The organism is Xanthomonas maliensis (genome assembly GCF_009192945.1).
GTDB classification, from domain to species: domain Bacteria; phylum Pseudomonadota; class Gammaproteobacteria; order Xanthomonadales; family Xanthomonadaceae; genus Xanthomonas; species Xanthomonas maliensis.
On sequence record NZ_NSET01000033.1, the window covers coordinates 25,714 to 51,535 of the forward strand.

28 protein-coding genes and 1 pseudogene are annotated in these 25,822 nt (G+C 62.5%); 26 read left to right on the top strand and 3 right to left on the bottom strand.

The features are described from left to right. Position 1: 1 nt before the first annotated feature. The 26 genes and pseudogenes from CKY51_RS11165 to CKY51_RS11290 all read left to right on the top strand — a co-directional run bounded on the left by CKY51_RS11165 (position 2) and on the right by CKY51_RS11290 (position 23,121). Positions 2-523 carry a PIN domain nuclease gene (locus CKY51_RS11165; protein ID WP_152249223.1) on the top strand — a complete coding sequence of 174 codons (522 nt, stop codon included), beginning with the start codon at positions 2-4 and terminating at the stop codon, positions 521-523. Between the two features lie 216 nt (positions 524-739). Beyond that, entirely contained in the window at positions 740-958 is a 219-nt protein-coding gene (gene gpW, locus CKY51_RS11170) for a gpW family head-tail joining protein (protein ID WP_022972509.1), read from the top strand. Positions 959-969: 11 nt separating this feature from the next. Further along, the gene (locus tag CKY51_RS11175; protein ID WP_238319526.1) at positions 970-2,583 is read left to right on the top strand and encodes a phage portal protein; all 1,614 of its coding nucleotides are present in this window, start codon (positions 970-972) and stop codon (positions 2,581-2,583) included. Beyond that, on the top strand, positions 2,580-3,878 hold the full coding sequence (locus CKY51_RS11180) for a S49 family peptidase (protein WP_022972507.1): 1,299 nt from the start codon (positions 2,580-2,582) through the stop codon (positions 3,876-3,878). Before CKY51_RS11175 ends, CKY51_RS11180 begins: the two co-directional genes overlap by 4 nt. A gap of 12 nt (positions 3,879-3,890) precedes the next feature. Continuing rightward, the gene (locus CKY51_RS11185) at positions 3,891-4,256 is read left to right on the top strand and encodes a head decoration protein (protein WP_022972506.1); all 366 of its coding nucleotides are present in this window, start codon (positions 3,891-3,893) and stop codon (positions 4,254-4,256) included. An 18-nt stretch (positions 4,257-4,274) separates the two neighbouring features. Further along, positions 4,275-5,315, top strand: a complete 1,041-nt coding sequence (locus tag CKY51_RS11190) for a major capsid protein (RefSeq protein ID WP_238319525.1) — start codon at positions 4,275-4,277, stop codon at positions 5,313-5,315. 69 nt (positions 5,316-5,384) lie between these two features. Continuing rightward, complete coding sequence (locus tag CKY51_RS11195; protein ID WP_022972504.1) at positions 5,385-5,897, top strand: glycoside hydrolase family 108 protein; 513 nt, start codon at positions 5,385-5,387, stop codon at positions 5,895-5,897. Beyond that, a complete protein-coding gene (locus tag CKY51_RS11200) occupies positions 5,897-6,361 on the top strand; it encodes a hypothetical protein (protein ID WP_022972503.1) in 465 nt (154 codons plus the stop codon). Before CKY51_RS11195 ends, CKY51_RS11200 begins: the two co-directional genes overlap by 1 nt. Further along, on the top strand, positions 6,361-6,642 hold the full coding sequence (locus tag CKY51_RS11205) for a hypothetical protein (RefSeq protein WP_022972502.1): 282 nt from the start codon (positions 6,361-6,363) through the stop codon (positions 6,640-6,642). Before CKY51_RS11200 ends, CKY51_RS11205 begins: the two co-directional genes overlap by 1 nt. Continuing rightward, positions 6,639-7,139, top strand: coding sequence for a hypothetical protein (locus tag CKY51_RS11210; protein ID WP_022972501.1), 501 nt, complete (start codon positions 6,639-6,641; stop codon positions 7,137-7,139). Before CKY51_RS11205 ends, CKY51_RS11210 begins: the two co-directional genes overlap by 4 nt. A gap of 125 nt (positions 7,140-7,264) precedes the next feature. After that, positions 7,265-7,453, top strand: a complete 189-nt coding sequence (locus CKY51_RS11215; protein WP_238319524.1) for a hypothetical protein — start codon at positions 7,265-7,267, stop codon at positions 7,451-7,453. Then, on the top strand, positions 7,450-8,280 hold the full coding sequence (locus CKY51_RS11220) for a hypothetical protein (RefSeq protein WP_022972499.1): 831 nt from the start codon (positions 7,450-7,452) through the stop codon (positions 8,278-8,280). The genes CKY51_RS11215 and CKY51_RS11220 overlap by 4 nt, the downstream gene beginning before the upstream one ends. Beyond that, the gene (locus CKY51_RS11225) at positions 8,277-8,603 is read left to right on the top strand and encodes a hypothetical protein (RefSeq protein WP_022972498.1); all 327 of its coding nucleotides are present in this window, start codon (positions 8,277-8,279) and stop codon (positions 8,601-8,603) included. The genes CKY51_RS11220 and CKY51_RS11225 overlap by 4 nt, the downstream gene beginning before the upstream one ends. Beyond that, positions 8,596-9,030 carry a hypothetical protein gene (locus CKY51_RS11230; protein WP_022972497.1) on the top strand — a complete coding sequence of 145 codons (435 nt, stop codon included), beginning with the start codon at positions 8,596-8,598 and terminating at the stop codon, positions 9,028-9,030. The genes CKY51_RS11225 and CKY51_RS11230 overlap by 8 nt, the downstream gene beginning before the upstream one ends. A 30-nt stretch (positions 9,031-9,060) precedes the next feature. Further along, positions 9,061-9,816, top strand: coding sequence for a phage tail tube protein (locus CKY51_RS11235; protein ID WP_152249224.1), 756 nt, complete (start codon positions 9,061-9,063; stop codon positions 9,814-9,816). Continuing rightward, positions 9,816-10,289 carry a hypothetical protein gene (locus CKY51_RS11240; protein WP_022972495.1) on the top strand — a complete coding sequence of 158 codons (474 nt, stop codon included), beginning with the start codon at positions 9,816-9,818 and terminating at the stop codon, positions 10,287-10,289. Before CKY51_RS11235 ends, CKY51_RS11240 begins: the two co-directional genes overlap by 1 nt. A gap of 257 nt (positions 10,290-10,546) precedes the next feature. Then, the gene (locus CKY51_RS11245) at positions 10,547-13,132 is read left to right on the top strand and encodes a phage tail tape measure protein (protein ID WP_244952532.1); all 2,586 of its coding nucleotides are present in this window, start codon (positions 10,547-10,549) and stop codon (positions 13,130-13,132) included. Further along, positions 13,132-13,488 carry a hypothetical protein gene (locus tag CKY51_RS11250; protein ID WP_152249226.1) on the top strand — a complete coding sequence of 119 codons (357 nt, stop codon included), beginning with the start codon at positions 13,132-13,134 and terminating at the stop codon, positions 13,486-13,488. The genes CKY51_RS11245 and CKY51_RS11250 overlap by 1 nt, the downstream gene beginning before the upstream one ends. Next, a complete protein-coding gene (locus CKY51_RS11255) occupies positions 13,485-13,943 on the top strand; it encodes a DUF1833 family protein (RefSeq protein ID WP_152249227.1) in 459 nt (152 codons plus the stop codon). Before CKY51_RS11250 ends, CKY51_RS11255 begins: the two co-directional genes overlap by 4 nt. After that, positions 13,943-14,329 carry an NlpC/P60 family protein gene (locus tag CKY51_RS11260; RefSeq protein WP_022972491.1) on the top strand — a complete coding sequence of 129 codons (387 nt, stop codon included), beginning with the start codon at positions 13,943-13,945 and terminating at the stop codon, positions 14,327-14,329. The genes CKY51_RS11255 and CKY51_RS11260 overlap by 1 nt, the downstream gene beginning before the upstream one ends. Then, positions 14,329-18,339, top strand: a complete 4,011-nt coding sequence (locus tag CKY51_RS11265) for a host specificity factor TipJ family phage tail protein (protein ID WP_152249234.1) — start codon at positions 14,329-14,331, stop codon at positions 18,337-18,339. Before CKY51_RS11260 ends, CKY51_RS11265 begins: the two co-directional genes overlap by 1 nt. Positions 18,340-18,348: 9 nt before the next feature. Next, a complete protein-coding gene (locus CKY51_RS11270; RefSeq protein ID WP_152249228.1) occupies positions 18,349-20,982 on the top strand; it encodes a baseplate megatron protein TIM-barrel domain-containing protein in 2,634 nt (877 codons plus the stop codon). Between the two features lie 247 nt (positions 20,983-21,229). Next, positions 21,230-22,024: a DNA adenine methylase gene (locus tag CKY51_RS11275; RefSeq protein ID WP_152249229.1), complete on the top strand. Its 795-nt coding sequence runs from the start codon at positions 21,230-21,232 to the stop codon at positions 22,022-22,024. A gap of 94 nt (positions 22,025-22,118) precedes the next feature. Then, a complete protein-coding gene (locus tag CKY51_RS11280; protein ID WP_022972641.1) occupies positions 22,119-22,319 on the top strand; it encodes a hypothetical protein in 201 nt (66 codons plus the stop codon). Positions 22,320-22,323: 4 nt separating this feature from the next. After that, positions 22,324-22,617: pseudogene (locus tag CKY51_RS11285) on the top strand (IS30 family transposase); the annotation flags it as partial. Between the two features lie 84 nt (positions 22,618-22,701). Beyond that, positions 22,702-23,121 (top strand): hypothetical protein, encoded by a 420-nt coding sequence (locus CKY51_RS11290; RefSeq protein WP_152249230.1) that lies wholly within the window; start codon positions 22,702-22,704, stop codon positions 23,119-23,121. 13 nt (positions 23,122-23,134) lie between these two features. On the opposite strand, the gene CKY51_RS11295 is transcribed toward CKY51_RS11290, so the two are convergent. From CKY51_RS11295 to CKY51_RS11305, 3 genes are all read right to left on the bottom strand, one after another. Next, positions 23,135-23,575 (bottom strand): hypothetical protein, encoded by a 441-nt coding sequence (locus CKY51_RS11295; protein WP_031339704.1) that lies wholly within the window; start codon positions 23,573-23,575, stop codon positions 23,135-23,137. Between the two features lie 203 nt (positions 23,576-23,778). Next, positions 23,779-24,513 (bottom strand): putative type VI secretion system effector, encoded by a 735-nt coding sequence (locus tag CKY51_RS11300; protein WP_152249231.1) that lies wholly within the window; start codon positions 24,511-24,513, stop codon positions 23,779-23,781. Positions 24,514-24,535: 22 nt separating this feature from the next. Then, the coding region (locus CKY51_RS11305) for a T6SS effector BTH_I2691 family protein (RefSeq protein ID WP_280524699.1) at positions 24,536-25,822 on the bottom strand (1,287 nt) is incomplete at its 5' end.

The following is a 25,822-nucleotide window of genomic DNA, read 5'->3' on the forward strand; positions in this document are numbered from 1 at the left end:
CATGGATGAGCTGCCCGCGTTCGTCGCCTTTGATTGCAATGCGTTGATCTGTCTGACCGGACCTGATTGCGATGACAAGATCAGGCTGGTTCACCTGTTTTCTTCCATCGACAAGCGCAAGGGCCAGGCGATCATCCCCACGCCTGCGTTGGCGGAGTATCTGATTCTGGCTGACCAGGCAGGTCTTGAGTTCGTCCAGGCGTTCGACAAGCGTGCGGCCGTCAAGGTGGCGGAGTTCGACATCGCAGCGGCCTTTGAGGCGGCACAGATGCACGCTGCTGCGATCGGACGCGGCGACAAGAGAGACGGCTCTTCCGAGGCCTGGCAGAAGGTGAAATACGACACGCAGATCGTGGCGATCGCCAAGGCCAACGGCGCACGGCTCATGGTCTCCAATGATGCTGGCGTGCGTGCCTGCGCCGCGCGCATCAATCTCAAGGTGATGAGGTCTGACGAGTTGCCGTTTCCCGATGCTGCCCGGCAGCACGCGCTGCAGATGGAGGGCGGCGAGGTGGCCGAGTAGGATGCGGCTCTTGGGAATATCTTCGGTTATATTTCGAGGCCGTTTTAGCGGCGCCAGTCCGGCGCGCGCTCGCGCTGAAAATTCTGCACAAACCAGTTGCGTCTAGACATTGCATGCCAAGAATAGGTCAGCGGCGAGGTGCCGCGACCAGCGAAGCCCCGCCATCGTGCGGGGCTTCGTCGTTTCGGGCCCCGGTGACCAAGCCGATGGATGCCCATGCCCACACCACCGCAGCAACATCTCGATGAGGCGCTCGCCGTCCGCCACCAGCTGCTGCTGGGTAAGGCGACGGCGTCGCTGTCGTTCGGTGAGCGCCGGGTGGAGTACACCAAAGCCGAGCTGCCCGCGCTGGAGGCATACATCGCCGAGCTGCGCCGCACCATCACCGGCAGGGCGCCGCGCCGCGGCCGCATCGCCTACGTGGTGCCGCGCTGATGGGCACGGCCATGCTTGCCGCCGACCGCCTGCGTGGCACCGTCGCTCTGGATCGCGCCGTGCGTGCCGCCCTGGGAGCGCAGACGCCGCGGGCGGCTGCGAGCGCTGATGAGGTGCAAGGAACCCGCTGGCGGGGTGCCTCACGCACGCTGCGCAGCCTGCAGAGCTGGATCGCTCCCAGCGGAAGCGCCACCGCAGACCTGCAGCACTACGAACTGACCACGCTGCGTGCACGCAGCCGCGATGCCATGCGTAACGCGCCCATCGCGCGCAGCGCGTTACTGCGTTGCCGGACCAGCATCGTCGGCACCGGCCTGGTGTGTCGCCCGGCGGTGGACCATGAGGCGCTGGGCATCACCGGCGATGAGGCCGAGCGCATCAGCACCACACTGCGCGCCAGCTGGGAGCGCTGGGCCGAAGAGCCTGCCGAATGCGATGCTGAGGCCGCGCTCGACTTCTACGGGCTGCAAGCCCTGGCGCTGCTGTCAGCCATGGCCAGCGGTGACGTGTTCGTGCTCACTCCACATGAGCAGCGCCTCGGCGGCGTGTCCGAATTGAAGGTACAGCTGGTGGAGGCCGACCGCGTCAGCAACCCCAACGAGGCCGGCGACACGCCCAATTGTATCGACGGCATCGTCATCTCCGGCGCCACGCCGGTGGGCTGCTGGATTCGCAACACCCATCCAGGCGACCGCGTGGATATGCGGATGGCGGCCTGGCAGTACTACCCGTACTTCGGCGGCGACACCGGGCGCCGCCGCGTGCTGCACATCTGGAACGACAAAGAGCGCCCCGGTCAGGTGCGCGGCGCGCCGTATCTGGCGCCGGTGCTGGAGCCGCTCAAGCAGCTGGAGCGGTACGGCGATGCCGAGCTGATGGCCGCGGTGATCAGCGCAATGTTTACCGTCTTCATCGAGCGCGACAAGGAACTGGCCGACAGCGAGGGCAACGCGCTTGGGCTGTTCGGCACAACCGACGACCAGCCTTCCATCGCACTGGGCAACGGCGCGGTGGTCGATCTGGCGCCGGGCGAAAAAGCCAGTAGCCAGGCGCTCAACCGTCCTAACGTCAATTTCGATCCGTTCTTCACCGCAGTGGTGAAGCAGATCGGCGCCTGCCTGGAGCTGCCGCTCGACGTGCTGATGCTGCAGTTCGACCGCAGCTATTCCGCTGCTCGCGCCGCCATGCTCGAAGCCTGGCGCTTCTTCAACCTGCGGCGTTGGTATCTGGTGCAGCAGTTCTGCCAGCCGCTGTACGCGCTGCACATCGACGAGGAGGTTGCTGCCGGGCGCCTGGTGCTGCCTGGCTATGGCGATCCGATTCGCCGCCGTGCCTGGACGCGCGCTCTGTGGATCGGCCCGGCCCGCGGCTCGATGGACGAGCAGAAGGAAGCCGGCGCCGCCAAGACCCGTATCGAGATCGGCGTCAGCAACGAGGCCATGGAAACCGCGGCCATGAACGGTGAGGACTGGAACGCCGTGTACGCCCAGCGCGTGCGCGAGGTGAACCGTCGCCGCGCCGACGGCCTGTATGCGCCCGTTCCGCCCACGCAGCCTGCAGCGGCGATCGCCGACGTCCAGCCGCCGGCAGACGAGGCGGTGCCTACCCCGGAGGAGGCGGCATGACCGACGCCTATCATCTGGCTGCCAGCCGCCCTTGGCTGATTCAGCGCGAATCGCTGGAAACTATTCTCAGCGTTGCCGAGCGCGCTGGCGACCCGCAGGCGCTGCAGACGCGTCTTGGCCGCCCGCTCGACAATGCACGCAGCGTCACCATGCGCGATGGCGTGGCGGTGATTCCGGTCACCGGCCCGGTGTTCCGCTACGCCAACCTGTTCACCGCCATCTCCGGCGCTACCAGCACGCAGGTGCTGGCCACCGACCTGCAGGCCGCGCTCGACAACCCCTACGTCAAGGCTGTGGTGCTGGAGTTCAACACGCCTGGTGGCGAAGCCAGCGGCATCGGCGAGTTGTCCGACGCCATCCATGCCGCGCGTGGTCGCAAGCCCATCATTGCCTACGTCGGCGACTTGGCCGCCTCGGCCGGTTACTGGCTAGCCAGCGCCTGCGATGAGGTGGTGATCGCCGAGACCGGCATGGTCGGCTCCGTTGGCGTGGTGATGTCCTACCTGGACACCAGCGAGCGCGACGCCAAGGCTGGCGTGCGTACGTTGGAGATCGTCTCCAGCCAATCGCCGGACAAGCGGCTGGATCCCAAGACCGACGAGGGCCGCGCGAAGGTGCAGTCCATCGTCGATGCGCTGGCCGAGGTCTTCGTGACCGCGGTAGCGCGCAACCGTGATGTGCCCACGGACACCGTGCTGAGCGACTTCGGCCGCGGCGGTGTGCTGCTGGGTGCTGACGCGGTCAAGGCCGGTATGGCCGATCGCATCGGATCACTCGAAGCCGTGATCACCGAGCTGGCCGGTTCCGCCAGCACTCCCAAGAGGAAGACGCCCATGAGCAACACCAACGGGCAGGTCACGGTTTCCACCACCGCAGATCTGCGCAACGCGCTGGCGGCCGGCTACACGGCCGAGCAACTCACCATCGCCGGCAACGAGACCGTCATCGCTGCAGCACGCGCTGAGGGCGAAGCCGCTGGCCGCGCTGCCGCCACCGATGCGGCCGTGACCGCAGAGCGTGGTCGCATCGCTGGCATCCAGGCGCTGGCTCGCGCCGGTTTCGACGCGGAGCTGCAGGCGGCCGTCGATTCCGGCGCCACGCCGGAGGCCTTCGCGCTGACCTTGCTGCAGGCCGCGCAGGAGCGGGGCATCACGCTGGATGCCGTGCGACGCGACGCGCCACCGGCCGCTGCACACGCCCGTCCGGGTCAGGAGGGCGGCGACGCCAAGGTGACCAGCCTGTCCACCTCTGCCATCTACGCCCGCCGCCAGGCCGGCGCCGTCTCGGCCAAGTAAGGAGCCGCCGCCATGAGCACCATCACCGAACTTAACCGCACCGGGGACTTCCTGCTGTCCGAGGCCCCCGGCACCTACTCGCGCGAGAACGAGATTCTCGCATCGGGCCAGTCCTGCATCGCCGGCGAAGTACTGGGCGCTGCCACCGCATCCGGCAAGTACGGCGCGCTGGACCCGTCGCTCACCACAGGTGTCGAAGAAGCCGCCGGCATCCTCTGGGCCACTACCGACGCCACCGATGCCGACGTGGCCATCGTCGTCATCAAGCGCAACGCCGAAGTCAAGGCCGACGCGCTGATCTGGCCGGACGGCATTACCACCGAACAGAAGTCCACCGCGATCGCGCAGCTCGCCGAGCTGGGCATCGTCCTGCGCTGATCACGAGGAAACATTCCCATGCCCGCACCCCTGATGTCCGATGTTTTCGCTGGTGACGCCTTCAGCGTCATCTCCCTCACCGACGCCATCAACAACGTCCCGTTCGTCCCCGGCCGCGCTGGCCAAGTAGCCGGCTGGGAGGAGGAGGGTGTCCCCACGACGACGATCCTCGTCGAGGAAGACGGCGGAGAACTGCGCCTGGTCGATCCCACCCCACGCGGCGGACCCGGGCAGGCGTTTGCGACCGACAAGCGCAAGGCGCGCGGCCTCGTGGTGCCGCACTACCAGGTGGACGACTTCGTCGCTGCCGACAGCGTGCAGAACATCCGTGCCTTCGGCCAGACCAGCCAGCTGGAAAGTGTGCAGGAACGCGTCAATGCGCGCCTGCGCCAGCACGTGCATTGGAAGCTGGATCCCACGCTGGAGTTCCAGCGCGTGGGCGCCATCAAGGGCCTGATCCTCAATGCTGACGGTAGCGTCATGTACAACCTGTTCAACGAGTTCGGCGTTACGCAGGAACCTGAGGTTGACTTCGACCTGGATAGCGCCAACCCGGCTGGCGGTGCACTGCGCCGCAAAGTGGCCGGCGTGGTGCGCAAGATCGCCGATGGCCTGGGCGGCGTGCCAGTGGGCGCAATCCATGCATTCTGCGGTGATACGTTCTTCGATGACTTGCTGGCCCATCCGGAGGTGCGCGAAAGCTATACCGGTACTCCGATGGCGCAGGTGCTGCGCGAGGGCTACGTCACCCCAGGCGGGACGGTCTACGGCGTGTTCGAGTTCGGCGGGATCATCTGGGAGAACTACCGCGGCAAGGTCGGCGGCACCGCCTTCATCGATCCGGACAAGTGCCACATTTTTCCGGTTGGTACGCCGGGCTTGTGGCGCACGGTGTACGCCCCAGCGGATTACGAAGAGACCGTCAACACCATCGGCTTGCCGCGCTATGCCAAGCAATACCCGACGCCAAACGGCAAGGGTCGCGCCCTGGAGGCGCAGATGAATGCCCTGAGCTACTGCACCCGCCCCAAGACGTTGGTCAAGGGCAAGCGCACGTAACACCCGCTGCATGTCACCGCTCGCCTTCCGTGTGCGGTGACAGCACCTCTTTTTCCACGAGTACTGCTCATGTCCCCAGCCACCACCACGCCACCGGACGCAGACTTCAACGTGCTCATCGAGCGCGTGCTGTCGCATGAGGGTGGTTACGTCAACGATCCGCAGGACCCGGGTGGCGAAACCCAGTGGGGCATCAGCAAGCGCAGCTACCCGCAGCTCAACATCCGCGCGCTCACCCGCGCCGACGCCATCGCCATCTACCGCCGGGATTTCTGGGCGCGCGTGCAGGGCGACAAGCTCCCCGACGAGTTCGCCTTCCAGGCACTGGATGCGGCCGTCAACCACGGCATCGGCAATGCCGTGCGGTGGATGCAGCGTGCCGCCGGCGTGGCCGATGATGGCGTGATCGGCCCGGTGACCTTGGCCGCTATCGCCATCGCACAGCCGGCAGACCTGGTGCTGGTCTTCAACGCCATCCGCCTGGAGTTCTACGCCAAGCTGGAGACGTTCTCGCGCTTTGGCCGCGGCTGGACCACCCGCGTGGCCGGCAACCTGCGTTACGCCGCTAGGGACAACGGCTGATGGACGGCGGCGCGACCATCTTTCTCAAGCTCGGCGCATTCGTTGCCGCTACCACTGCCGGTGGCGCGGTGGTGGCCGAGGTCATTACCGGCACCGAGCGACTATTCCTGGGCATCCCGCAGTCGTGGTTCCTGGCCGCGGTGGTGGGCGCGCTGATCGGGCTGCTGTTGCTAAGTGAGATCGACGCGGGCAAAGTGTCGCCGCCGCGCGATGGCACGTTCACCTCGCGCTGGCTGACCCTGCTTCTGCGCGTTGGCCTGCTGGGCCTGTTCGTGCTGGGCTTCGCGCTGGCCGCAGGCTGGATCGTGGTGGCGCTGTCCACGTACTTCCCGTCGATGCGCGCCGCAGGCATGGCGTTCTCCGGGCTCAGCGGGTTTGTCATCAAGCCCATGCTGCCGCACTACTTGGCCGCGCTGCAGAAGGCGACCGGCGGTATCGCCGGTCGTGCCGGGGGGGCTTCTTGATGGACGGCTACCTGTTAAATCTCTCCAGCGCGATTGCGGTCTTCTGCGCCACAGCGTGGCAACTTGCACTGACGTTTCAGACCGGTCAGCGCACCCGCGATCGCGCAGCCTATTTGATGCGCGGTAGCTGCCTGATCGGCATTGCGGTGGGCATGTTGGGCTACTTCCTGCGCGAGCTCGCGCGACACGACTTCGCGGCTCCCTGGTACGTGCTGGTGATGCGGCTCAGCCTCACTGTGCTGCTCGTCTATCCGTGGCGCCGCCGAGGAATCAACCGATGAATATCTTTGCCTTCTTCAAGGCGCTGATGTCGCTGGTGTTCGGCTGGGGGGCGGATATCGCCACTTGGCTGCGCAAGCCTGGCAGCCCCCTTAAGGTCTGCTGCGCCGTCCTGGCGGTGTTGTGCACCGTGGCCGCGTTGTCATCGTACCGCAAGGGGCAGCAGGTGATCGTGGTGACGCGGCAGGTGGAGCAGTGCCAGAGCGATCGCACCGCAGCCCTGGAGGCGGCGCAACTCAAGCGCGCCGAGCTGGAACGTAACAATGCAGACAAGGATGCGGCGTTGGCGACCATCGCCGCCAAGCTCCGGGCCGAGGCGGAAAAACTGCGCTTGCTGCAGGACCGCAATGCCGGCCTGCGTGACAAGACCGAAGCAGCCAAGGCGGCGGCAGACCGCAGCTCCAAGGCGTTCAAGCAGGAATACGACCAGCGCCCGGCCGAATGCAATGCGGCCCTGCAGGCGCTGGCCGCCGCGTGCCCCAGCCTCGGAGGTTACTGATGTGCCGCTACCCTCTCACCGTTGTTCTGGGCGTCACACTGCTGACTGCATGCGGCAAGAGCAACCCCGTCCGGCTAGATCCGGCCCTCCCGGTTGTGATCAGTCCTGCGCCGGCCATCGTGACGATGCCGGTACGCACCTACGTGCAGATCGAACCGCGCTTGACCCAGAGATGCGCTTGGGTGAAGAACGGCGCGCTGGAACAGGTGCTGGAAGTCTCGCGCGGGCGCAAGCGCTGCCTGGAGTTCTACGAGGCCAACCTGGACGAGATCGGCCAGGTGCAGGGCACCCCGGTAAACGAGGAAACCCCGTGAGCCAGATCCGCATCGCTGTGGATGCCGACAACCTGCTGGGCCGGCAGTTCACTGCGCTGGAGCGCGAGCAATTGCCGTTCGCCATTGTGCAGGGGTGCAATGCCACTGCCTACGCGATCCGTGACGCCTGGAAACGTGCCGCCCCTCGTGTGTTTGACCGCCCGACTCCGCTGACCGTCAACGCGGCGATGTACCGGAAGGCGACTAAGGACCGGCTCTTTGCCGAGATATTCCTGCGTGATGAGGCGTTCAAAGGCGCGCCGCCGTCAAAGTATTTGCAAGCGGAGGTGGAAGGTGGTCAGCGGCGCAAGAAAGGGTTCGAAGTGCTGCTGCAGGCACAGGGCTGGATGCCGGCAGGTCAGTTTGCCGTGACCGGGCGCGGCGCTCACACTGACCAGTATGGCAACGTGCCAGGCGGGCAGGTGACCGCAATCCTGTCGCAGCTGGGCGCGCTGCGTGACCCCTACCAGAATGCCAACACCGACGGGCCCAAGCGGCGCAGCAATGAGCGTAGTCGCGTCGAGTACCTGGGCCGCACACGTCGCAATACTGTGGCGGTGATGCAGCGCACAGTACGTCGCGGTGGGCGGTACTTCGCACTGCAGCGCCCCCGCGGAAAATTGGCGCCGGGCATCTATGAGCGCATCGGCACCGGCTTTGGTAGCGCGGTACGCAGCGTGTTCGTGTTCACCTCGCGCGCTAACTACACGCCACGTTATGACATCTTCGGTCTGGCCCAGCGCACCTGGGACAAGCTGATGCCGTTCTACTTCAACCGGGAGTTGGACAAGGCCATCCGCAGCGCGATCGTGCAGGTGCGCACATGAGCCAGCGCGAATTCTTGCAGGCATTTGACGCGGACGCTTTCTCGGCCTTCGCCGCTGTCGGCCTTGCCGACGGTGACGCGCGCTACCAAGGGCCCGGCGATACCTATGCCTTGCCATGCACCGTGCAGATCGACCGCGACGTACGCGACTTCGGTGGCGACCCTGCGCCGGTGAGTACCGGATACACGCTTGTGACCCTCCTGCGTGCCGAGGTACAGCCGGTAAAGCGCGGCCTGGTCTTGCTGGTCGGCGAAACGCTGGTGCTGGTTGAGCGCGTGCGCGAGGACGAATCGATCAGCCAGTGGGTGGCCGACCATGCTTAGCCCGCGCGAGTCCCTGCGCGCAGCGGTGGGGAGCTGCTTGCGCCGCATCGGCATGGGCAACGGCTACCAAACCAATGCCGGCGCAAGCCTGACGCTCGAGCCGGGGCAGGTCGACGAAGACGCCACCGCCGTGCTGACCGTGCTGGTGGCCAAGCAGCAGCGCGCCAGCGAGAGCGCGCTGACCCGCACGCATCGGCTGACCACGCTAGTAATCGTGGCTAAGGTGCCTGCGCCGCTCGACACCGCCCAGGCCCGGCTCGACGCGCTCGTTTCTGACATCGAGCTGGCAATGGCGGACCAGCAGTTTCGCTACCCGCCCGGCATCCAGGTCCCGCAGTACGTGTCCATGGAGCCGGTGAAGCCGGAAGCGGGCATGAGCTGGATCGGCGCGCTGGTGACCTACCAGACCCACATCCCCATCAACTGACGCCGCATCCGGCACCTACGAGGAGCATCCATGCCCATCACTTCCCCTGACTACAGCTACCTGGGTAGCGGCGAGTTGCACCTGCGCAAGCGTGGCGCAGCCAAGCCGTTCCGCGGTGTCGGCAACTGTTCGGCCTTCAGTTTTTCTCCGCAGACCAACCGCATCAACCTACTGGACAGCACCCAGCCCGGTGGCGGCAACCGCAACTCGGTTGACCGCATCACCGAGGTGCAGGTGAGCTTCACCATGCACGACTTCAGCGCAGAAAACTTCGCCGACGTGCTGCGCGGCTCCGCTACGTCCATCGTTGCCGGCAACGTGGCGGATGAGGCCGTGGTGGCCTACAAGGATGGCGTGACGCCGCTGACCAACCTGGCTGCCGAGATCACCGGGGTGAAGCCCGCGACCGGCGACGCCGTGTATGAGAAAGGCAGGGACTGGGATATCAAGAACGGCGCACTGTATGTCCCGGCCGACTCGACCATCGCCGCTCCGGAGGATGGTACGGCAAACATCAAGGTGACCTATAGCTTCGGCGCGGCCGAGCGTCTGCAAGCGCTGGTCAACCCCAACGAGGAATATGAGTTGCTGTTTCTGGGCTTCAACGAAGCGCGCAGCGGCAAGAAAGTGCGCGCCCAGGCCTACCGCGTGTCCGGCGGCGTCATCGGTGAGCTGGCATTGATCGGCGAGCAGTATGGCGCGGGGACGGTCACCGGCACGCTCAGCAAGGACACCAGCAAGCCGGCGGGCGTATCTCAGTACTTCACCTGGGATGCGGAGAAGTGATGGCCGATCTCGACGTACTGAGCCCGCCAACGCGTGCAATCAGCTTCCGTGGTGAGCAGCTGGAATTGGTGCCGCTGACGCTGGCCCAGATCGGTCCCTTCATCACCGCCACGCGGCCGATCATTGGCCGCGTCCTGATCGCAGCCAGCATGGTCAACGCAGGCGCCTCGATTGAAGTGGCTGCACTGCTGATGGACGTGCTGGAGCAAGACGGGGAAGCGTTCGCCAAGGCCGGGGCGATCGTCACTGGCAAGCCGGAAGCCTGGGTTGCCGGTGGCAGCCTTGCCGATGCGGCCACGCTGGTGGAGGCAGTGGTGGAGCTCAATCAGGATTTTTTCGGCCAACGCCTGCCGAGCCTGATGCAGGCGGCAGGCAGGGCCATCCCCGCGCTGGTGGCGACGCAGACCCTCCCGGGTGGGCAGACGTCGTCCACTTCCTCATCGCCCGCGGCCACCAGCAACGAGACGTCCTGACCTACACCCTGGCGCAAGCCAAGGCATATGCCGCTGCCGCGGCGCGAGATGACCACTCGCGGCGGCGCGAGCAGGAAGCCGCAACGGCCAACGCCGTGCGCATGGCGATGGGCGCCGAGCCTGCCGCCTTCTCCAAGTACCTCAATGATCTGACCAGGTAAATGGCCGAACCCTCCGCAAATCTGCGTGTCCGCATCAGTGCGGATCTCGATGACATCAAGCAAGGCATGGCGGTGCTGCGCGGCCAGCTGGCCGATGTGCGCAAGCAGGCCGCCCAGCCGTTGCCCGCCAACAATCCGGTCAAGCAGCTGGGCATCTCGGCTGGCCAAACCAGTATGGCCATGCGTCAGCTGCCGGCGCAGTTCACGGACATCTTCACCAGCCTCCAGGGCGGCATGCCCTGGTTCACGGTACTTGTGCAGCAAGGTGGGCAGATCAAGGACAGCTTTGGCGGGATCAGGCCAGCGCTGTCGGGCGTGTCGACCGCGTTGCTGGAGATGGTCAATCCACTCACTGTCACCGCAACCGCGGTTGCCGCAGTCGCGCTGGCCTGGAAGCTCGGCAGCGATGAGGCCACCGCCTACCAGCGGGCACTGATCCTGACCGGTAATCAGTCCGGGCAGACGGCTGAGCGCCTGGCAGAGGTGGCTGCGCAGATGGACAGCTTGGACGGGGTGACTACCTCCAGCGCCGCGGCGGCGCTAACCCAGGTGGCCGCCACCGGCAAGTTCACTGCCGAGCAGCTGGAGACGGTGGCGATTGCTGCAGAGACCATGCGTGCCGGGACCGGCAAGGCGGTGGATGAAACCATCGCCGAGTTCGCCAAGATCAAAGCGGATCCGGTGGCTGCCTTGCTTGAGCTCAACGAGACGATGCACTTCCTGGACCAGACGCAGCTGGCCAACATCAAGACGCTGATCGAACAAGGCAACCAGGTCCAGGCAGTCGCGTCGGCTTTCAAGATCTACGCCGATACGCTCAAGGATCGGGCGGTCCATGTGCAGGAGAACCTGGGCTATGTCGAGCGTGCCTGGCGTGCAGTAAAGGGGGCCGCGCAGGAGGCATGGGACACCATGCTGGGCATTGGTCGGTCGGAAACTGCCACCGAAAAAATCAAGCAACTGCAGTCCAACATCGACGGTATCAATCGCGGCAATGGGGTTTATCAGGGCCTCAGTGATGCCAATCGCGCCAAATTGGTCAAGCAGTTCCAGCAACAGATCGAAGATCTGCAAAAGGAGGCCAACAAGAAGCCGGTCAAGGTCATCATGGCCGGCATCTACTCCGAGGTTGACAGCAAACAGGAGCAGGCACGCACCAAGTTTCAAGAGCAGGGCGTGCAGTACCTGAGCAAGCAAGCTCAGCTCGAAGAGCGCATCAAGGAGATGCGGACTCTGGCAGCCCAGGCCGGCATTACCGACACCAAGGTGCTGCAGCAACGCGAGCGCGTCATGCGCGACACTGCAGCGGCGGCCGGGGCGAGGGGCGCGGCCAGTATCGCGGCGTCCGGCCGGTCGGCTGGTCTGCAGACGATCAAGGATGCGTTGACGATTGAGCAGGCGCAGATCGCAACCAGCACCAAGTTGCTGCAGGCGCAGTACCAGGCGCGCGAGCTATCGGCCGAAACGTACTATCAGCGCATGCGCGAGCTGACCGAGCGCGGGAGCGTGGCCGAGGCACAGTCGCTGCAAAAGCAGATCGATTACCTCAAGGGCCGCAACGTCGCTGGCAAGGACGCTGTCGATGTGGGCAAGCAGGTGGGCGAAATGGAGGCGCAGCTGGCCAAGGTGCGCACCGAAGGCGCCGCCAAACTGGACGTGCTGGCAGCCGACGAGCGCAAGCTGCTCAAACAGCGCGAGGACGCACTGTCGTCCTACAAGGCGGCATTGGATGCGAGCACTGGCGCCCTGCGCGAAGAAATGGACGCCATGGTCGCACGCGTGGGTTCCGGCGATCGCGAATTCGAGATCCAGCAGCGCCTCAACGAGGTATACCGAGAGCAGGCGCAGCGGCTGACGGAACTGGCCCTACTCAAGCGCGTGGGTACGATCGATGCGCAGACCGCGGCCGCCGAGGAGCAAGCGGTGCGTGCGGCGACCGAACAGCGTGTTCAGGTGATCCGCGAGGGCTACGTGCGCATGGCCGACGCCCAGGCTGACTGGGGCAGGGGGGCATCGGCCGCGTGGGCCAACTATCGCGACCAAGCCAGCAATGCAGCAGGCGCGGTAGAAAGCGCCACCACCTCGGCGCTGAGTTCCTTCGAGGACATGGTGGTCAAGGCCACCACGAACGGCAAACTGAGCTTCAGCGACATGGCGAACTCCATCATCGCCGACTTTGCTCGGATCGCGGCGCGCAAGGGCATCGTCAGTCTGTTGGGTGCTGTGTTCGGCGGTGGAGCTGGAGCTGGCACTGTGCAGCGCGAAGCCATTCCGCTGCAGGGCTGGGACACCGGTGGATACACCGGACCAGGTGGCAAGTTCGAGCCTGCGGGCATTGTTCACAAAGGCGAGGGCGTACTGAGCCAGCGCGACATTGCCTCCATCGGCGGGCCGGGCGCATTCCTTTCGCTACTCAATACCATCCGCAGTGGTCGTGGCTATGCCGGCGGCGGCCTCGTGGGGAGTACAGCGATGCCCTCAACCCAGCGCGCCGGCAACGTCACCGTGGAGGTTCAAAATTTCAGTGGCCAACAGGTGACTCAGGAACGGCAGACGCAGCGCACGCCGGATGGTGATGAACTGGAGAGGGTCATTGTCAGAATCGGAGCACGCAATATCGCTCAAGGTGGGGAAATGGCTGGGGCAATGAAAAGCCGATTCGGCTTGCGCGAGCAACTGTGATGGCGAGCTTCCCTCCCTATGTAGGTGTCCTCTACGACACCGTGCGAAGCTCTTTCGATCCCTCTGTTCTCCGAACGGACATGGAGCGCGGCGTCCCCAAGCAGCGCATGCTCAACAGTCAGGTCTTGGTCAAGATCGCGATGACGCTCGACTTTGCAACGCCAACTGACGCGATACGCTTTGAGAATTGGTACTTCGACGAGATTCATCGAATTGATTGGTTCGAATTCACTCATCCCTTGACTGGGATGAAGGTGCACGCGCGCTTCGACGGCGGTGTGCTCGGGGAGCTGCGGCCGGTTGAAGGTGCCGATAGGCCATGGCAGCGAGATGTAACCGTGGAGTATCTGCGATGAGCTTCGCCGAGAACCGGCAGCGGGTGACAGAGCCTAGTGGCGTGCTGTTGTTCCTGGAAGTGCGTGCCGACAGCTTTACGGACGTTTTGCGATTGGTCAACGATACCCAGAACTGGACCAGCAACGGCGTGGAGTACGTCGGTATGCCGTTCGGGTTCAAGCTACCAGACGACACCGCGGGCCAGGTGCCGCGCGCGGTGCTGACAATCGACAATGTAGGCCGCGGAATCACCGAAGACCTTGAGTCTCTGCAGCCCAACGAAGTGGTCAGCGCAAAGCTGATGATCGCGGATATGGCGGCCCCCAGTGTGATCGTGCAGACCCTGAATCTGCCAATGACAAGCGTGAGCGTGAACGCAAATTCCGCCACGGCGCAATGCGGCGTTGACTTCCTCATGAGACAGCAGGCTGTGCTTTTGCGCTACACGCCGTTTCTCACTCCAGGGATCTTCTGATGCGACTGGTTGATGTTGAGCGCTTTGTCGGGATCGCCTACGACGAAGAGCGCTGCGATTGTGCTGACTTGGTGATCCTCGTACAGCGGGAGCTGTTTGGACGGGAGGTGGTGCTTCCCAACGGTCGCCCGCGCGGCCCGCGCGGGCAGGCAGCGCTGGGCCAATTGTCTAAGGGCTACGGCGTGCGGACGCAGGTTCCCCGCGACGGCGACTTGGTGTTGATGTATGAGCGCGGGAGGCCGGCGCACGTTGGCGTCTACTTCTGGCTGGCCCATGAGGGCCACTGCCTCCACAGCAACGAAAAGAACGGATGCTCCGTGATCCACAAGATTCGTCAACTTGCCGAGTTCGGTGCGCCTGTGGAGGGTATCTACGCATGGGCGTAATGGAGGCGCTGCCAGGGCACAGCCGACTGATCTGTACCCCCCATCCGGTGAGTTTGGATGGGCAGACCAACATCGCTGCACAAATGAAGGATGGGGAGACGCTAGGGTCCTTCCTGCGTCGCAACGTTCCCGACTGGACTGGTGATGCATGGGAGGTACGGATCAACGGCGTGCTGGTACCGGTGCAGGTCATGGAGCGTGTGCGGCCCAAAGACGGAACGCTGATCGAAGTTCGTGGCGTCGTGCGCAAGCAGGCGCTCTACATCGTTGCCATGATCGCGCTGACCTATTTCACCTTCGGTATCGGCTCGGCAGCAGGCTGGGGCGCGGGCGCGGCAGCGGGTGCTTTCGGTGGCGGTATAGCCGGCGCGATCTTTGCTTCTGCGGTGTTTGTGGCTGGCTCCATGTTGGTCAACAAGGTGCTGGGCCCCAAGGCGGACTCAACAACCTCTAAGGAGGCAGACTCGGTCTACAGCATCGGTGCAGCCAGGAACCAGTCGCGGCAATACCAGCCGCTACCACTCACCTTCGGCAGGGTCCGTGTGACCCCGGACGTGCTCACCAACCCCTACACCTATTACGAGGGCAACGATCAGTATGTGGCCCTTTTCTTGACGCCGGGGATCAATGTGGCCAGCGTGGAGGCGCTTTACCTTGGGGATGCGCTGCTGTCTTCGTACGAAGGCGTCACGACGTGGTTCAGCGGTTTCTCCGGCATGCCGGAGCAGACCATCCCGCTCTACAGCAACGTCGATACCGTAGACGGCGGCGAGCTGGCGAACACCACGGCATGGGTGACGCGCACCACCAGCGCCGATACGGTGCGCATCCAGGTCAACCTTGAGTACATCCTCGGCGGCGTTGGTACATCCGGCAAACCGTATCAAGTTGGCGAGACCGTCGAGGTGCAGTATTGCCCGACAGGCACGTCGCAGTGGACTTCGCTGATCACGCGCACGTTCCAGAGCAAAGACCTTGCCACGACCCGCCGAGCGACGCTGGCAAGAGACGTTGCACGTGGGCAATACGACGTGCGCGCCCGAATCCTGGGGCAGGGCAACTACTCCGGTTCCAACACGCAACGCAATGAATTCCAATGGAGCACGCTGAGCAGCGTCCAGGCCGACGATACGCAATACCGAGGCATCCCGCGCATTGGCATCCGCATGAAAGCTACCGGTCAGCTCAACGGCGCGCCGGACGAGATTCGATGCGTCGTCCATACCAAGCCGACCGAGGTGTGGAACGGATCGACGTGGGTGCAGCAGGAAACATCCAACCCCGGCGCGCAGATCCTGCGTTACGCCCGAGGCCTGACCGACCCAACCGGCAAGCGTATCGCCGGCATCGGCCTGAGCGATGACCTGATTGACGTGCCTGCGCTCCAAGCGTTTAGCCTGCACTGCGCTGCCAACGGCTACACATACGACTACTGCATCAAGGATCCACGCAGTCACGATGAGATGGTCAACGCCCTGGCGCTTGTTGGCATGGGGCAAGTGACATGGGCCGGTGGCAAGTTGAGCGTAGTTTGGGCTGCGGACGAGCAGCCGCTTGGCGGCGTCGTCAACATGGCGACGATCCGGAAAGGGCAGTTTCAGGTCGATTACACGCTGGCCAATGCAGCTGATGGCATCGAGTACACGTACTACGATAGCGAGACGTGGGAGCCATTGCCTGTAAGAGTGCAGGCACCCGGCGTGACCACAATGCTTAACCCCGCGCGTCTGACAGGCGAAGGCGTAACGCGAAAGGATCACGCAGCTGAGCTTGCACGCTATCACCTTGCCCAATCGCTTTACCAATACAAGGACATCAGCTACAGCACAGATCTGGAGCATCTGAGCTATCGAAGGCTCACGCCGCTAGCTCTTCAGCACGATATGACGCAATGGGGTTACGGTGGGCGTGTGCAGGCCGTCGTGCAGGTTGGCGGCACGGTAACGCTGACCCTAGATGAGAGCGTGCCAGCACCGCCAGCCGACAACGCATTCATCGGCCTTCGGATACCGGGCGAGCAGGTCTACCGCGTGTTTGGTATCCAGCCATTCGGAGGTGAGACGAGGACGATCACTCTGAAGGAAGCCTGGCCCAATGATGCGGCGTTACCAGGCGATAGTGCGCTCAATCCGGCGCACGACACGATCTGGATCTACGACTTCAAGCAGACACCGGGTTATCGGGTTCGTGTGGTTGGGATCCAGCCAGAGAGTGATCTAAAGGGGGCAAGCGTATCTGTGGTGGCTGAGCCACCAGAGTTTTGGGCCTACGTAAAGACAGGGCAATACGCGCCGCCGCCTAATCAATCCCTGCTGCGTACGCGGCCAGTTGCCAGCAATCTCAAGGTGAGCGAGTCGCAGGTGGTACAGGGCGATACGGTGTACACCGAGCTGGTGGCCACGTTCGATATAACCGGGCCAGTAGGCCGGACCATCGTCATGTCCGATCTGGATGGGAACTCCGAGCTGGAGATGGTGGCCGAGACGATCACGCGTACCGCACGATGGCGTATTCCTGGCGCGGGAACTTACGCAATAGTCGTGCGGCCGTTTAACCCGGAGGGATTCCCGGGTGTATCGGTTAGCGGCACGTACACGACCACCGGTGCCGGTTCTGCCCCCGTCAACGTAGATACGTTCACGATCGATGAGCTCGGCGGTGGCATCCGCAGGTATTCCTGGGGGTTCGATGCGAACACGATTCGCTCGCCGGATTATACGGGCGTGCAGATCCGTTACATCGCAGGCAGCGTCGCCAACCCGAATTGGTCCGCAATGACCCCGCTGGGTGACACCGATGGAGCCCACGCGTCAGCGTTCGAATCGACCTTGCCAGAGGCGGGCAGCTGGACGTTTGCCATTCGCGCAATGAACACCAGCGGCAACCTCTCGAACACAATGCTGACGGTGCAGAAGGCATTGACCAACAATCTCGGGCAAGAACTGGTCCAGGTCATCCAGAAGCTGACGATCAATGAACAGCGCTTGATTGAAACAATCGAGCAGGTGGACGGGCAGGCTGAGTCGATCATCCAGCAGGAGATCAACATCTCGAAGATCAACGGGCGTGAAGTGCAAAACCGCGCCTACATCTCTCAGTTGCAGGAGACCTCCGTTACTGAAGAGGGCGCGAATGCGCTGGTGCAGCAGCAAGTCGCTGCGGCGACAGGGGATCTGCAGGCCACGGTGCAGCAAACCTCAGAGGCGATTACAAACATCAACGGTACGCTCTCGGCCTACCACAACGTGAAGGTCCAGACGACGATCAACGGCAGGGCATACTTGGCTGGCATCGGTGTTGGTGTGGACGGCAGTGGCGGGGTGGCACAGAGCGAAATCGTCATGCTGGCCGACCGGCTGGTGCTGCTGAATCAGACGGTTAACGGGCAGTACTTCTACCCGTTTGAGCTCGTCGGCGGTGTGGCCTACTTCAACGCCGCAATGATTCGCGACGGCACAATCACCAATGCGAAGATCGGCGAGGAGATCAAGTCCCTCAACTACCTTTGGGATGGTGCCAATGGCATTTACCGTGGCTGGCGCATTGGCAAGGACGGCACGGCGCAGTTCGGCGGCGATGTGGAAGTGCGCGGCGATGTCTCGGCTCGCAGCATCACCGGCTCGTTTGAGGCGGGCATCGCGGTCAACTGGTCGGGATCGATCAGCAATGGCGGCATCACCCCAGTCTTCACGCTGCCGGCTCCACTCAACGCCACGCAGTCGCATCGGCCTGAGTTAGTGCTGGCCCTGCAGTTGAAGACCGGCGACGGTCAGGACGCTACCAGCTGCACTGTAACGCTGCAGCGTCAGAACCCGAACAACGCGAGCGAGTGGTGGAACATCACGACCCGCGAGTTCGCCATCTTCAAATTCACCAACGCGTCGATGGCCTTTATGTTCCTGGACGACTGGACGAATGTTCCGAACAGCTTTCGTTTCGTCATCACGCAGATCAATGGTCAGGCGATCAGCCTCACCAACATCAACGGGCGCATTCGCGGCGCACGCTAAGGACACGCAATGGCAACTCCCGGCTATCTCAGCAATGCCGAACTGGCAAACCAGGTCGTCGCGTTGGTCCAGAAATACAACGTCTTCACCGATGAGCAGGTCGCATTTTTCACAAGCGATCAGTCGACGGTCACAATGACTGTGCCAGATGGCGACACAATCGCCGTGCCGTCGCTTGCCAGCTTGGTGGCCGGTGGCGGCAGTGCCGGTGTGGCCATTTACGAGAGCGTGGCTGCAGGCGTGGCTGCCGTGGAGGGTGGTCAGTATTTCTTCGTGACCCTTGATGTCGGCACGTATCTCGGACTCTATCGTAAGGCCGGAACTGTCGGCATCGAAGTAGCGCGCTACCCGAGCCGCGAATTGATCGACGGTACTGGCGTGACGGCGGATATTGGATCTGCCGTGGCGCATGCCGACGCAATCATGTTGACGCCCTTCAACGAGTTTGACTTGGACACGACCGTGCAGGTCTCAAGCTCGGGCCGAGGCTTCAACACAGTGCTTGATGAAGTGGTCAACAGCGTGACGCTGGCAAACGCACAGGCGAACTTCAAGCACATGGTGCGCGATGATCTGTCGCGGCTGGTCGGCGTGCGCACCGTGTGCGTGTGGACCCAGTGGTTTTCGGTGTGCGGCAATATCAGTGGCGCAGATCCCGGCGTCGTGCAGCCGGCCATTAATTCCGACATCGCTAGCAAGCTCTCAAGCGCGGGACAATGGAGCGTCAATGGCGTCACGGCTTCCACTGCGCTACAGCTGCAAGGACATGCCGGTGGCACGCAGGACGACGGCGCGCAAGTGCGCGGCATGAAGTACCTGCTGGACCGCGGCTACGAAGTAGGCTTCGTGCCGATCGTCCTCGGGCGCGTCAACCGGGGCGGGCTATCTGAGTCGCAGGCGTTGGTCTGGCGTGGATTCTTTCATTGGTCCACCACCGCGTTGTTCTCTGCATGGCTGGACAGCTACAAGGCCATGCATGCCCGTTACATCGCGCTGTTCCGCGCCAACGGCATTGCGCCGGCATGGTGGTATCTAGCGTCGGAGCTCAGTGAGTTGGAAAAGTCATCCACGGATGCGCAGTGGGCGTTGTGGGTCGCGTCCTGCGCGCAGATCGCGGCGGATGTCAAAGCGGCCTTCCCGAGCTGCCGCATCGCGTATGCAGCCAACTACACAGAGTACGGGGTGGGCACGGCATTTCGACTGGATGCGATCTGGACCCAGCCCAATGTGGACGAGGTGGGAATCGAGTGGTACTTCCGGCTGACCTCTGGCGTCACGGGAAGCGCGGAGAGCGTCGTCGCTGGCCTCGCGGCTGGGGAGGACATGGACTACACGTACAGCACGTCCGATGGCAACCAGCGCATGCTGAGTGGCTCCAGCGGCGTGGGCAAGGTCAACGAGACCCGGACGCCGATCGATGCCAGCGCTGGCATCAAGAACACGGTGGGCTTCTGGCAGGGTGCACACTACGTGCCCAAGCAGGCCGGATTCATCGCTCAGGCAAGCCCGCAGCCAGGTTACGGCCGCGGCTACGATCCCTACGGGTTGCCGGGCATGACAGGTAATGCGGTGGTGGCCGTGGCGCCTGGTGTGATCTACCCAGGCACGTCAGGGGCGCACTATCCACCGGCGGGAGCCTCGACCTATCTGCTATGCGATGGGACCGCCACTGCAGGCTATGGCCAGTTCAAGACACCTACGTTCAGCGGCGGCACCCAGGCCGAGTGGCGGCTGGAGGTCGATTTCCAGCTCACTGCCACGCCCGCGGGCAACTATGCGCGCGTGGTGCGCCTCGGTGGTGTGATCGAGATCATGGCCGATGGCTCCACGCTGAAGCTCGGCGTCGGTCCAGATGGCAACCAGTACTTCGCCGACCTGGGTGCGCTCGACACCCGTGCCCACACGCTGGTGGCGTCACTCAACATCGAAGCTGGCGTGCTGACCATCGTCTATGACGGCGTGTCCGCCCAGCACGCGATTGCCGCCGCGCAGCGGCCCGCAATCCCCTCCAATGCAGATTTCGTCATCGGCGGGTACAACCCCAACAGCAACCTCATGCCGCTCAGAGCGCACCGGTTGCAGCTGACCTTCGTGCGCGATGGTGTGCGTTGGGGCGGGACGTTTCATTTCGACGACACCTACGCCGGAGTGCGGACGGCGTGGGTGCCCAAGATGAAGAAGATTTCCGCCACCGAACTTGGGTATGCGTCGATCGGCGGCACCTGCGTGGAGCCTAGCCAGTTCGTCTATGCGGACTTGGGCAGCTCGGCGATGCCGCTGCCGACGATCCTCAATAGCACGACGCGGGCGATCTACCAGTCCTTTATTGCGAAGGGCTGGAAGCCAGCAGAGGTGTATGCGGCCTACGGGAGCAACTTCAACTATGCCCCGTTTGAGCAGTTCTATGCGCTGCGCGAGACACTTCGCTACATGCATTCCCTGCAGCAGCGAGGCATGCTCAAGTCGATCTGTCTTTACAACCTGGATGCGCGGCCAGCCGCTGCGATGGCTGCAACGCTTGGGGGAGTGCTGTATTACCTGGATGCACCGATGTCCGTCTTCGGCCATTCGCTCAACGGCAAGCTGGCTGGCGGCAGCTCGTTGTATCACGACCGGATTCTTCAAAGGGGTTCGATCCTGTAGGCTGCGGCGTGTGTCTCAGCCTGGGAGATTGCAAAGGTTGAACATGCTGGCACACCGGCGAGGAGACTTTACGCCCGGAAGCGTCCGCATTGCGCTCCATTCTCTGGCAAACGCGCCAGCAGCATCCTGAGCGGGCTGTGCCCTCTGGCGCCACGACATCCTCTCCCGGTTACCCGACCCACCGCGATCACGCATCGCTTTCCAGACTGCTGGCAATCGGTGCCGATACCGCAATAGCTGAGTTTCCATGACACGTCCAATCATTCCTTGGCCGGGCGGCAAACGCCGCCTGATCAAACACCTGTACCCGCATTTTCCCGCCCATGAGACCTACGTCGAAGCCTTTGCTGGCGGCGCGGCCGCACTGCTCATGCGCTCTCGGCCCGCGCCGCTGGAAGTGCTCAACGATATCAACAGCGATCTTGTCTGCCTGTATCGCTGTGTGCGGCATCACCTCGATGAGTTCGTCCGCATGTTCCGCTGGTCGCTCGTGTCGCGGCAGATGTTTGAGTGGGCGCACATGGAGCGTCCGGAAACCTTGACCGACATCCAGCGCGCTGCGCGCTTCTACTATCTGCAGAAGCTTGCCTTCGGCGGAAAGGTCGACGGCCAGACCTTTGGGGTCGTGGCCAGCGGCACCGGGCCGCGTCTGAACCTGCTGCGCATTGAGGAAGAACTGAGCGCGGTGCACCTGCGCCTTGCCAACGTGGTCATCGAACACCTGCCGTGGGATGCGTGCATCACGCGCTACGATCGTCCAGGGACGTTGTTCTACCTCGATCCGCCGTATTGGCAAACGGAAGGGTACGGCGTCGAGTTTGCTTGGGACCAGTACGAGCGCCTCGCCAGCATGGTGCGCACGCTGCGGGGCAAAGCGGTGATCTCCATCAACGATCACCCGGATATCCGGCGCGTCTTCGCCGGCTTGGATCTGGTGCCTCTGCAGCTTGGCTACACCATCGGCAGCCCTGGAGACCGGGATCGCCTGTTTGGCGAGCTGATCATCAAGAGTTGGGACGACCGCCAGGCGGCATTGTTGTGAGCTGTCCGGCGTCTGTCTGGCGCGTGCGCGATCGCTTGCTGTGCCTGCCCATCAGAGCGTCACTGTGGCTTCTTCCAACGCATGAGAAAAACGCATGAGCCAGTACCCCAGCCAAGGCATCGACATGGATCTCATCGAGCAGTTCCAAGCGCTCGATACCCGCTTCCTGCTGGCCCTGCACCATGGCGATGTAGATGCGGTCGCAGTGGCGCGTCGGGAGCTGGCCATGCGCGGTGTGGACGGGACTGGCCGCTGGGTCGGCTTCGCACAAGCCTGCGAACGGCTGGGGATTTGATCGCTCAGCCGACAACGGCAAGGAGTTCGCCGATCATCGGCACATTGCCGCCTGCTTGCAAAGCGATTTCTATTTCGCAGATCTGTACTGCCCATGGCAGCGCGGAAGCAACGAGAATGCCAACGGCTTGACACGCCAATACTTGCCACGACAGACCGATTTCAGCACCATCACCGGTGCGCACCTGCGATGGATCGAGCAGCGGCTCTAAAATCGTCCGCGCAAGATACTTGGATTCAAAACGCCCCTCGAAGTCTTCTCCGTGGAGGTCCTCAACAGCGTTGCGAACCGGAGTTGAATTCGCCTCTCGAATCCCTACCTTCCGCGCTGAAACGGTCTTGGCGCGGCCGTACAGCCAACTACAGCTATAGGAAATCTCTCGATGAGCAACACCGAAATTATGAAGATACAAGCTAACGCCCTGACGCCTGAACTCGTCGCCGAGCTGGTCGCACTTCAACAAGAAGCGCAGCGGTTCTTGTCAACGCAGCAAAGCTACACTAAGGTGATTTTCGACGTGTTCGACGGTGCCGAGTTGCTGACACCGGATTCGCTCGCCAAGGTGAACAATGCCGTGATGATTGCCCACCAGATGACAGCTAACGTGCAAAAGCGCATGAACGCTTTGCGCGGCAAGCTGCCGGAGGGCTACCAAGACGAGAACGGCCATTTCTGGAACGCCCGTACTTTCGACTTGCTGCGTGACACGCACAATGACTTCGACAAGGCGGTGAAGACCGCCAAGAAGATTTCCGATTGGGCCTCGGTGAAAATCGACGGCACAAGCTACCGGGAACAATAGCGGCCGACCTGCTTTATGGCCCAGGCGGTGACGGCACGCGCGCCTGGTCAGCTCGATCGTCGGGCTTTGGGAGCCGGTCATAGCGCACGATGCCGTCGTGCGTAATGGTGAAACGCAGATCGGAAGCGACAAATGTCTCAGCAGCAAGGCCGCCATAGACGGAATCGCAGACCCATACCGCCATGGCCAAGCTCATCATGGAGCGTTCCATCTCACGGTCGCGATCCGGCTTGTTCGACTGGTACGCTTCGAGGATCTCCCTGCCGAAGAACGGCACGGCGCCGGCTGCCCAGTCCGCGCCGCGCTCCCGTGCCATGTCCTGCCGGGCCTCGGCGGCGACGGTGAGCATCAATGCATTCATCGAGATTGCCATGCGGTGGGCGACGTCGCCGGCGGTGTCGAGTAGGATGGTTGTGACTTTCATGAGGTCGCCTTGCTGGATGGATTGTTGCATCACGCCGACGGTTTGCGCTTTCCGGTCGCCCACTTTCCGCCAGCGGTCAGCGCAGGTAATCGGGGCTTGAATGGAGTTTTCGGAAACTACGCCTTCATATCTTTGGCGCTGGACAGCTGCACAGTGCCCCCCTTGGCCTGTTGCGCGCCGATCTACTGCTTGGGCGTGATCGGCTGCATGCTCTCGGCGCCGAGGGATTAACCTTAATAGCGGAAGTAGCTGTCGCCCATTGCAGGAGGGTCGGTGGGCTTTCTCTTAAGCTTAGTGATTTCTCGAAGATTGATGTTCTTGACGTCAGTCCATCCTAAAGAGATAAATATTGGTTCAGCCATCTCAATAAATGAGGAAAATCGACGACCTATTCGGTAACCAAGCCACGAAAAAAGAATCAAGCCGGAGAAAATGCAGCCTAGCAATAAATCTATTTTTATAAAAGAACCTTTATTAAGAGCATAATCTGCGATAGATGCTATAACGTAGAATATTGAGGTTACAATCCCACCAAATATTGCCGTTTTCTTAATAACTCCTTTCCAGTGCGCCGTGGAACCAGCTGAAACATGAGGGTAGAGCACGATCACGCGCTCTTTGGGGTCCAGTACAGCAAACCCTAAATATTCTCCATTTAACCCGCGCTCTACAACGGCCTTCACTTCGTCACCCTCTTTAAAGGGCCAATTCCACAGCAGAGCATTAACACGAATACCCTCAAGCTCAAAACTCACTTGGGAAACTGGCTCACTCATTTCTTCCATAGACATAGCGACTATACCGGCCGCTGCACCACTTAGCCCTAAAGCGGCGGCTGCAGCGCCAGTCGCAGCCATGCCTTCACGATCTCCAGCACGAAAGAAGACTTCAGCCGTGGTGTTAGTGACATTCACATTCTTAAGGGCGCCACTTAAAACTTTTACCTCGCCATCAGGATCAGAGTTCATTCAAAAGTGCCTCAGTTGCTCGTCAGTGCGGGCGCACAGTCACCTGCCCGATTGCCTTCTTAAATTCCTCATCTTGTTGCTTGATGTCTTTATAGCGCGGCTGGCTTGCGCCGAAGCCCAACCACCCGCCCTCTTCGATCTTTCCAAACCTATTGCTTTCACACCATTTTTCGAGGGCATCAGCGTCGAGCGCATATATAAGAACATCGATTGCCAGCAGAGCTATTGTCACTTCCCAACCACCAAGCCTTATTATCCAGCCCCCCAATTTCCTCATTGACATCTTTGCCAGCACTTCCCCGCCTTCCTTAGCTGCTGCCGCTTGCAATCCTGCTTTCAGTCCATCAAGCCATATCACCAAACCTTTTCGCCCTATTGCCCGTTCAAGCACGGGCGCCGAATAGGTTAGTGCGGTAAGAAATTGTGCTCCGCCAACCAAAACGCCGGAGAGCGATTTCAATATGTACATCACCATCATTGGATAATCCCCCTTTGCTCTGTTAGAGGCAAGATCACCCAGATCATAATAAACCCCAATATACGTACCAAACCCACCCAACCACCCACCGATGGCCTTCATCCTAGACACGCTGCGGCTGGCGTCGCCGAAGAATTCCTTGCTCACCTTCTCGGCCATGCTGGTGTACACCGACACCAGCGAGGCCCCCGAGGCCACCAGGCTGCCGTAGTCGCGTGCTTGCTTGTCCGACTTGGCCAGCAGGTTGATGAAGTTCACCAGCTCCAGCACGCCGGTCAGCGAGGCCAATCGCACCGCATTGCGACTGCTCTGGCTGGCTTGCGCCCAGCGTTGGCGCATCAGTTCGGTGCCCTTGTGCCGCTCCACATCGCGCAGGGCATACATCATCGGCGTGCCGCTGGTCAGCTGCTGGCTGCGGTAGTGCTGCACGCGCTCCAGGAAGTAGTTGCGGATGCTCGCGCCCGTGCTCGCCTCGACGCTGATCAGGTTCGAGGCCTCGTTTTGGTCCATCAACCCGCGCGTCATCAGCACGAAACGCACCAGCGCGTTGCCCACCTTGTCCTGCACGCCGTTGAGCGGGAAGCGATTGAGCAGGAACGCGCCGGCCGTGGTCACAAAGCGATCCGCCCCGCTCTGGCGCAACAGACGATCGCTGGCGCTCAGCGGCGCGGCCTGCGTCTGCACTGCCTCGAACTTCTCGTACACGCCCAGGTATTGCTTGAGCGTCTTGCTCGCGCTCTCGAACACGCTCCAGCCGGCGCCGCCGGCCGACAGCAAGGTGTCCTTGTGCTTGTCCGCTTCGCTCAGCGTGGTCTTCAGCTCCTGCCGCGG

What these genes read in the sequence shown, in the direction of transcription:
- gpW (WP_022972509.1), top strand. Translation starts at nt 740, where the DNA reads ATGCCCACACCACCGCAGCAACATCTCGATGAGGCGCTCGCCGTCCGC.
- CKY51_RS11300 (WP_152249231.1), bottom strand. Translation starts at nt 24,513, where the DNA reads ATGAACTCTGATCCTGATGGCGAGGTAAAAGTTTTAAGTGGCGCCCTT.
- CKY51_RS11235 (WP_152249224.1), top strand. Translation starts at nt 9,061, where the DNA reads ATGCCCATCACTTCCCCTGACTACAGCTACCTGGGTAGCGGCGAGTTG.
- CKY51_RS11275 (WP_152249229.1), top strand. Translation starts at nt 21,230, where the DNA reads ATGACACGTCCAATCATTCCTTGGCCGGGCGGCAAACGCCGCCTGATC.
- CKY51_RS11185 (WP_022972506.1), top strand. Translation starts at nt 3,891, where the DNA reads ATGAGCACCATCACCGAACTTAACCGCACCGGGGACTTCCTGCTGTCC.
- CKY51_RS11230 (WP_022972497.1), top strand. Translation starts at nt 8,596, where the DNA reads ATGCTTAGCCCGCGCGAGTCCCTGCGCGCAGCGGTGGGGAGCTGCTTG.
- CKY51_RS11225 (WP_022972498.1), top strand. Translation starts at nt 8,277, where the DNA reads ATGAGCCAGCGCGAATTCTTGCAGGCATTTGACGCGGACGCTTTCTCG.
- CKY51_RS11255 (WP_152249227.1), top strand. Translation starts at nt 13,485, where the DNA reads ATGAGCTTCGCCGAGAACCGGCAGCGGGTGACAGAGCCTAGTGGCGTG.
- CKY51_RS11240 (WP_022972495.1), top strand. Translation starts at nt 9,816, where the DNA reads ATGGCCGATCTCGACGTACTGAGCCCGCCAACGCGTGCAATCAGCTTC.
- CKY51_RS11200 (WP_022972503.1), top strand. Translation starts at nt 5,897, where the DNA reads ATGGACGGCGGCGCGACCATCTTTCTCAAGCTCGGCGCATTCGTTGCC.
- CKY51_RS11280 (WP_022972641.1), top strand. Translation starts at nt 22,119, where the DNA reads ATGAGCCAGTACCCCAGCCAAGGCATCGACATGGATCTCATCGAGCAG.
- CKY51_RS11205 (WP_022972502.1), top strand. Translation starts at nt 6,361, where the DNA reads ATGGACGGCTACCTGTTAAATCTCTCCAGCGCGATTGCGGTCTTCTGC.
- CKY51_RS11295 (WP_031339704.1), bottom strand. Translation starts at nt 23,575, where the DNA reads ATGCAACAATCCATCCAGCAAGGCGACCTCATGAAAGTCACAACCATC.
- CKY51_RS11175 (WP_238319526.1), top strand. Translation starts at nt 970, where the DNA reads ATGCTTGCCGCCGACCGCCTGCGTGGCACCGTCGCTCTGGATCGCGCC.
- CKY51_RS11165 (WP_152249223.1), top strand. Translation starts at nt 2, where the DNA reads ATGGATGAGCTGCCCGCGTTCGTCGCCTTTGATTGCAATGCGTTGATC.
- CKY51_RS11210 (WP_022972501.1), top strand. Translation starts at nt 6,639, where the DNA reads ATGAATATCTTTGCCTTCTTCAAGGCGCTGATGTCGCTGGTGTTCGGC.
- CKY51_RS11190 (WP_238319525.1), top strand. Translation starts at nt 4,275, where the DNA reads ATGCCCGCACCCCTGATGTCCGATGTTTTCGCTGGTGACGCCTTCAGC.
- CKY51_RS11290 (WP_152249230.1), top strand. Translation starts at nt 22,702, where the DNA reads ATGAGCAACACCGAAATTATGAAGATACAAGCTAACGCCCTGACGCCT.
- CKY51_RS11260 (WP_022972491.1), top strand. Translation starts at nt 13,943, where the DNA reads ATGCGACTGGTTGATGTTGAGCGCTTTGTCGGGATCGCCTACGACGAA.
- CKY51_RS11250 (WP_152249226.1), top strand. Translation starts at nt 13,132, where the DNA reads ATGGCGAGCTTCCCTCCCTATGTAGGTGTCCTCTACGACACCGTGCGA.
- CKY51_RS11180 (WP_022972507.1), top strand. Translation starts at nt 2,580, where the DNA reads ATGACCGACGCCTATCATCTGGCTGCCAGCCGCCCTTGGCTGATTCAG.
- CKY51_RS11265 (WP_152249234.1), top strand. Translation starts at nt 14,329, where the DNA reads ATGGAGGCGCTGCCAGGGCACAGCCGACTGATCTGTACCCCCCATCCG.
- CKY51_RS11270 (WP_152249228.1), top strand. Translation starts at nt 18,349, where the DNA reads ATGGCAACTCCCGGCTATCTCAGCAATGCCGAACTGGCAAACCAGGTC.
- CKY51_RS11215 (WP_238319524.1), top strand. Translation starts at nt 7,265, where the DNA reads ATGCCGGTACGCACCTACGTGCAGATCGAACCGCGCTTGACCCAGAGA.
- CKY51_RS11195 (WP_022972504.1), top strand. Translation starts at nt 5,385, where the DNA reads ATGTCCCCAGCCACCACCACGCCACCGGACGCAGACTTCAACGTGCTC.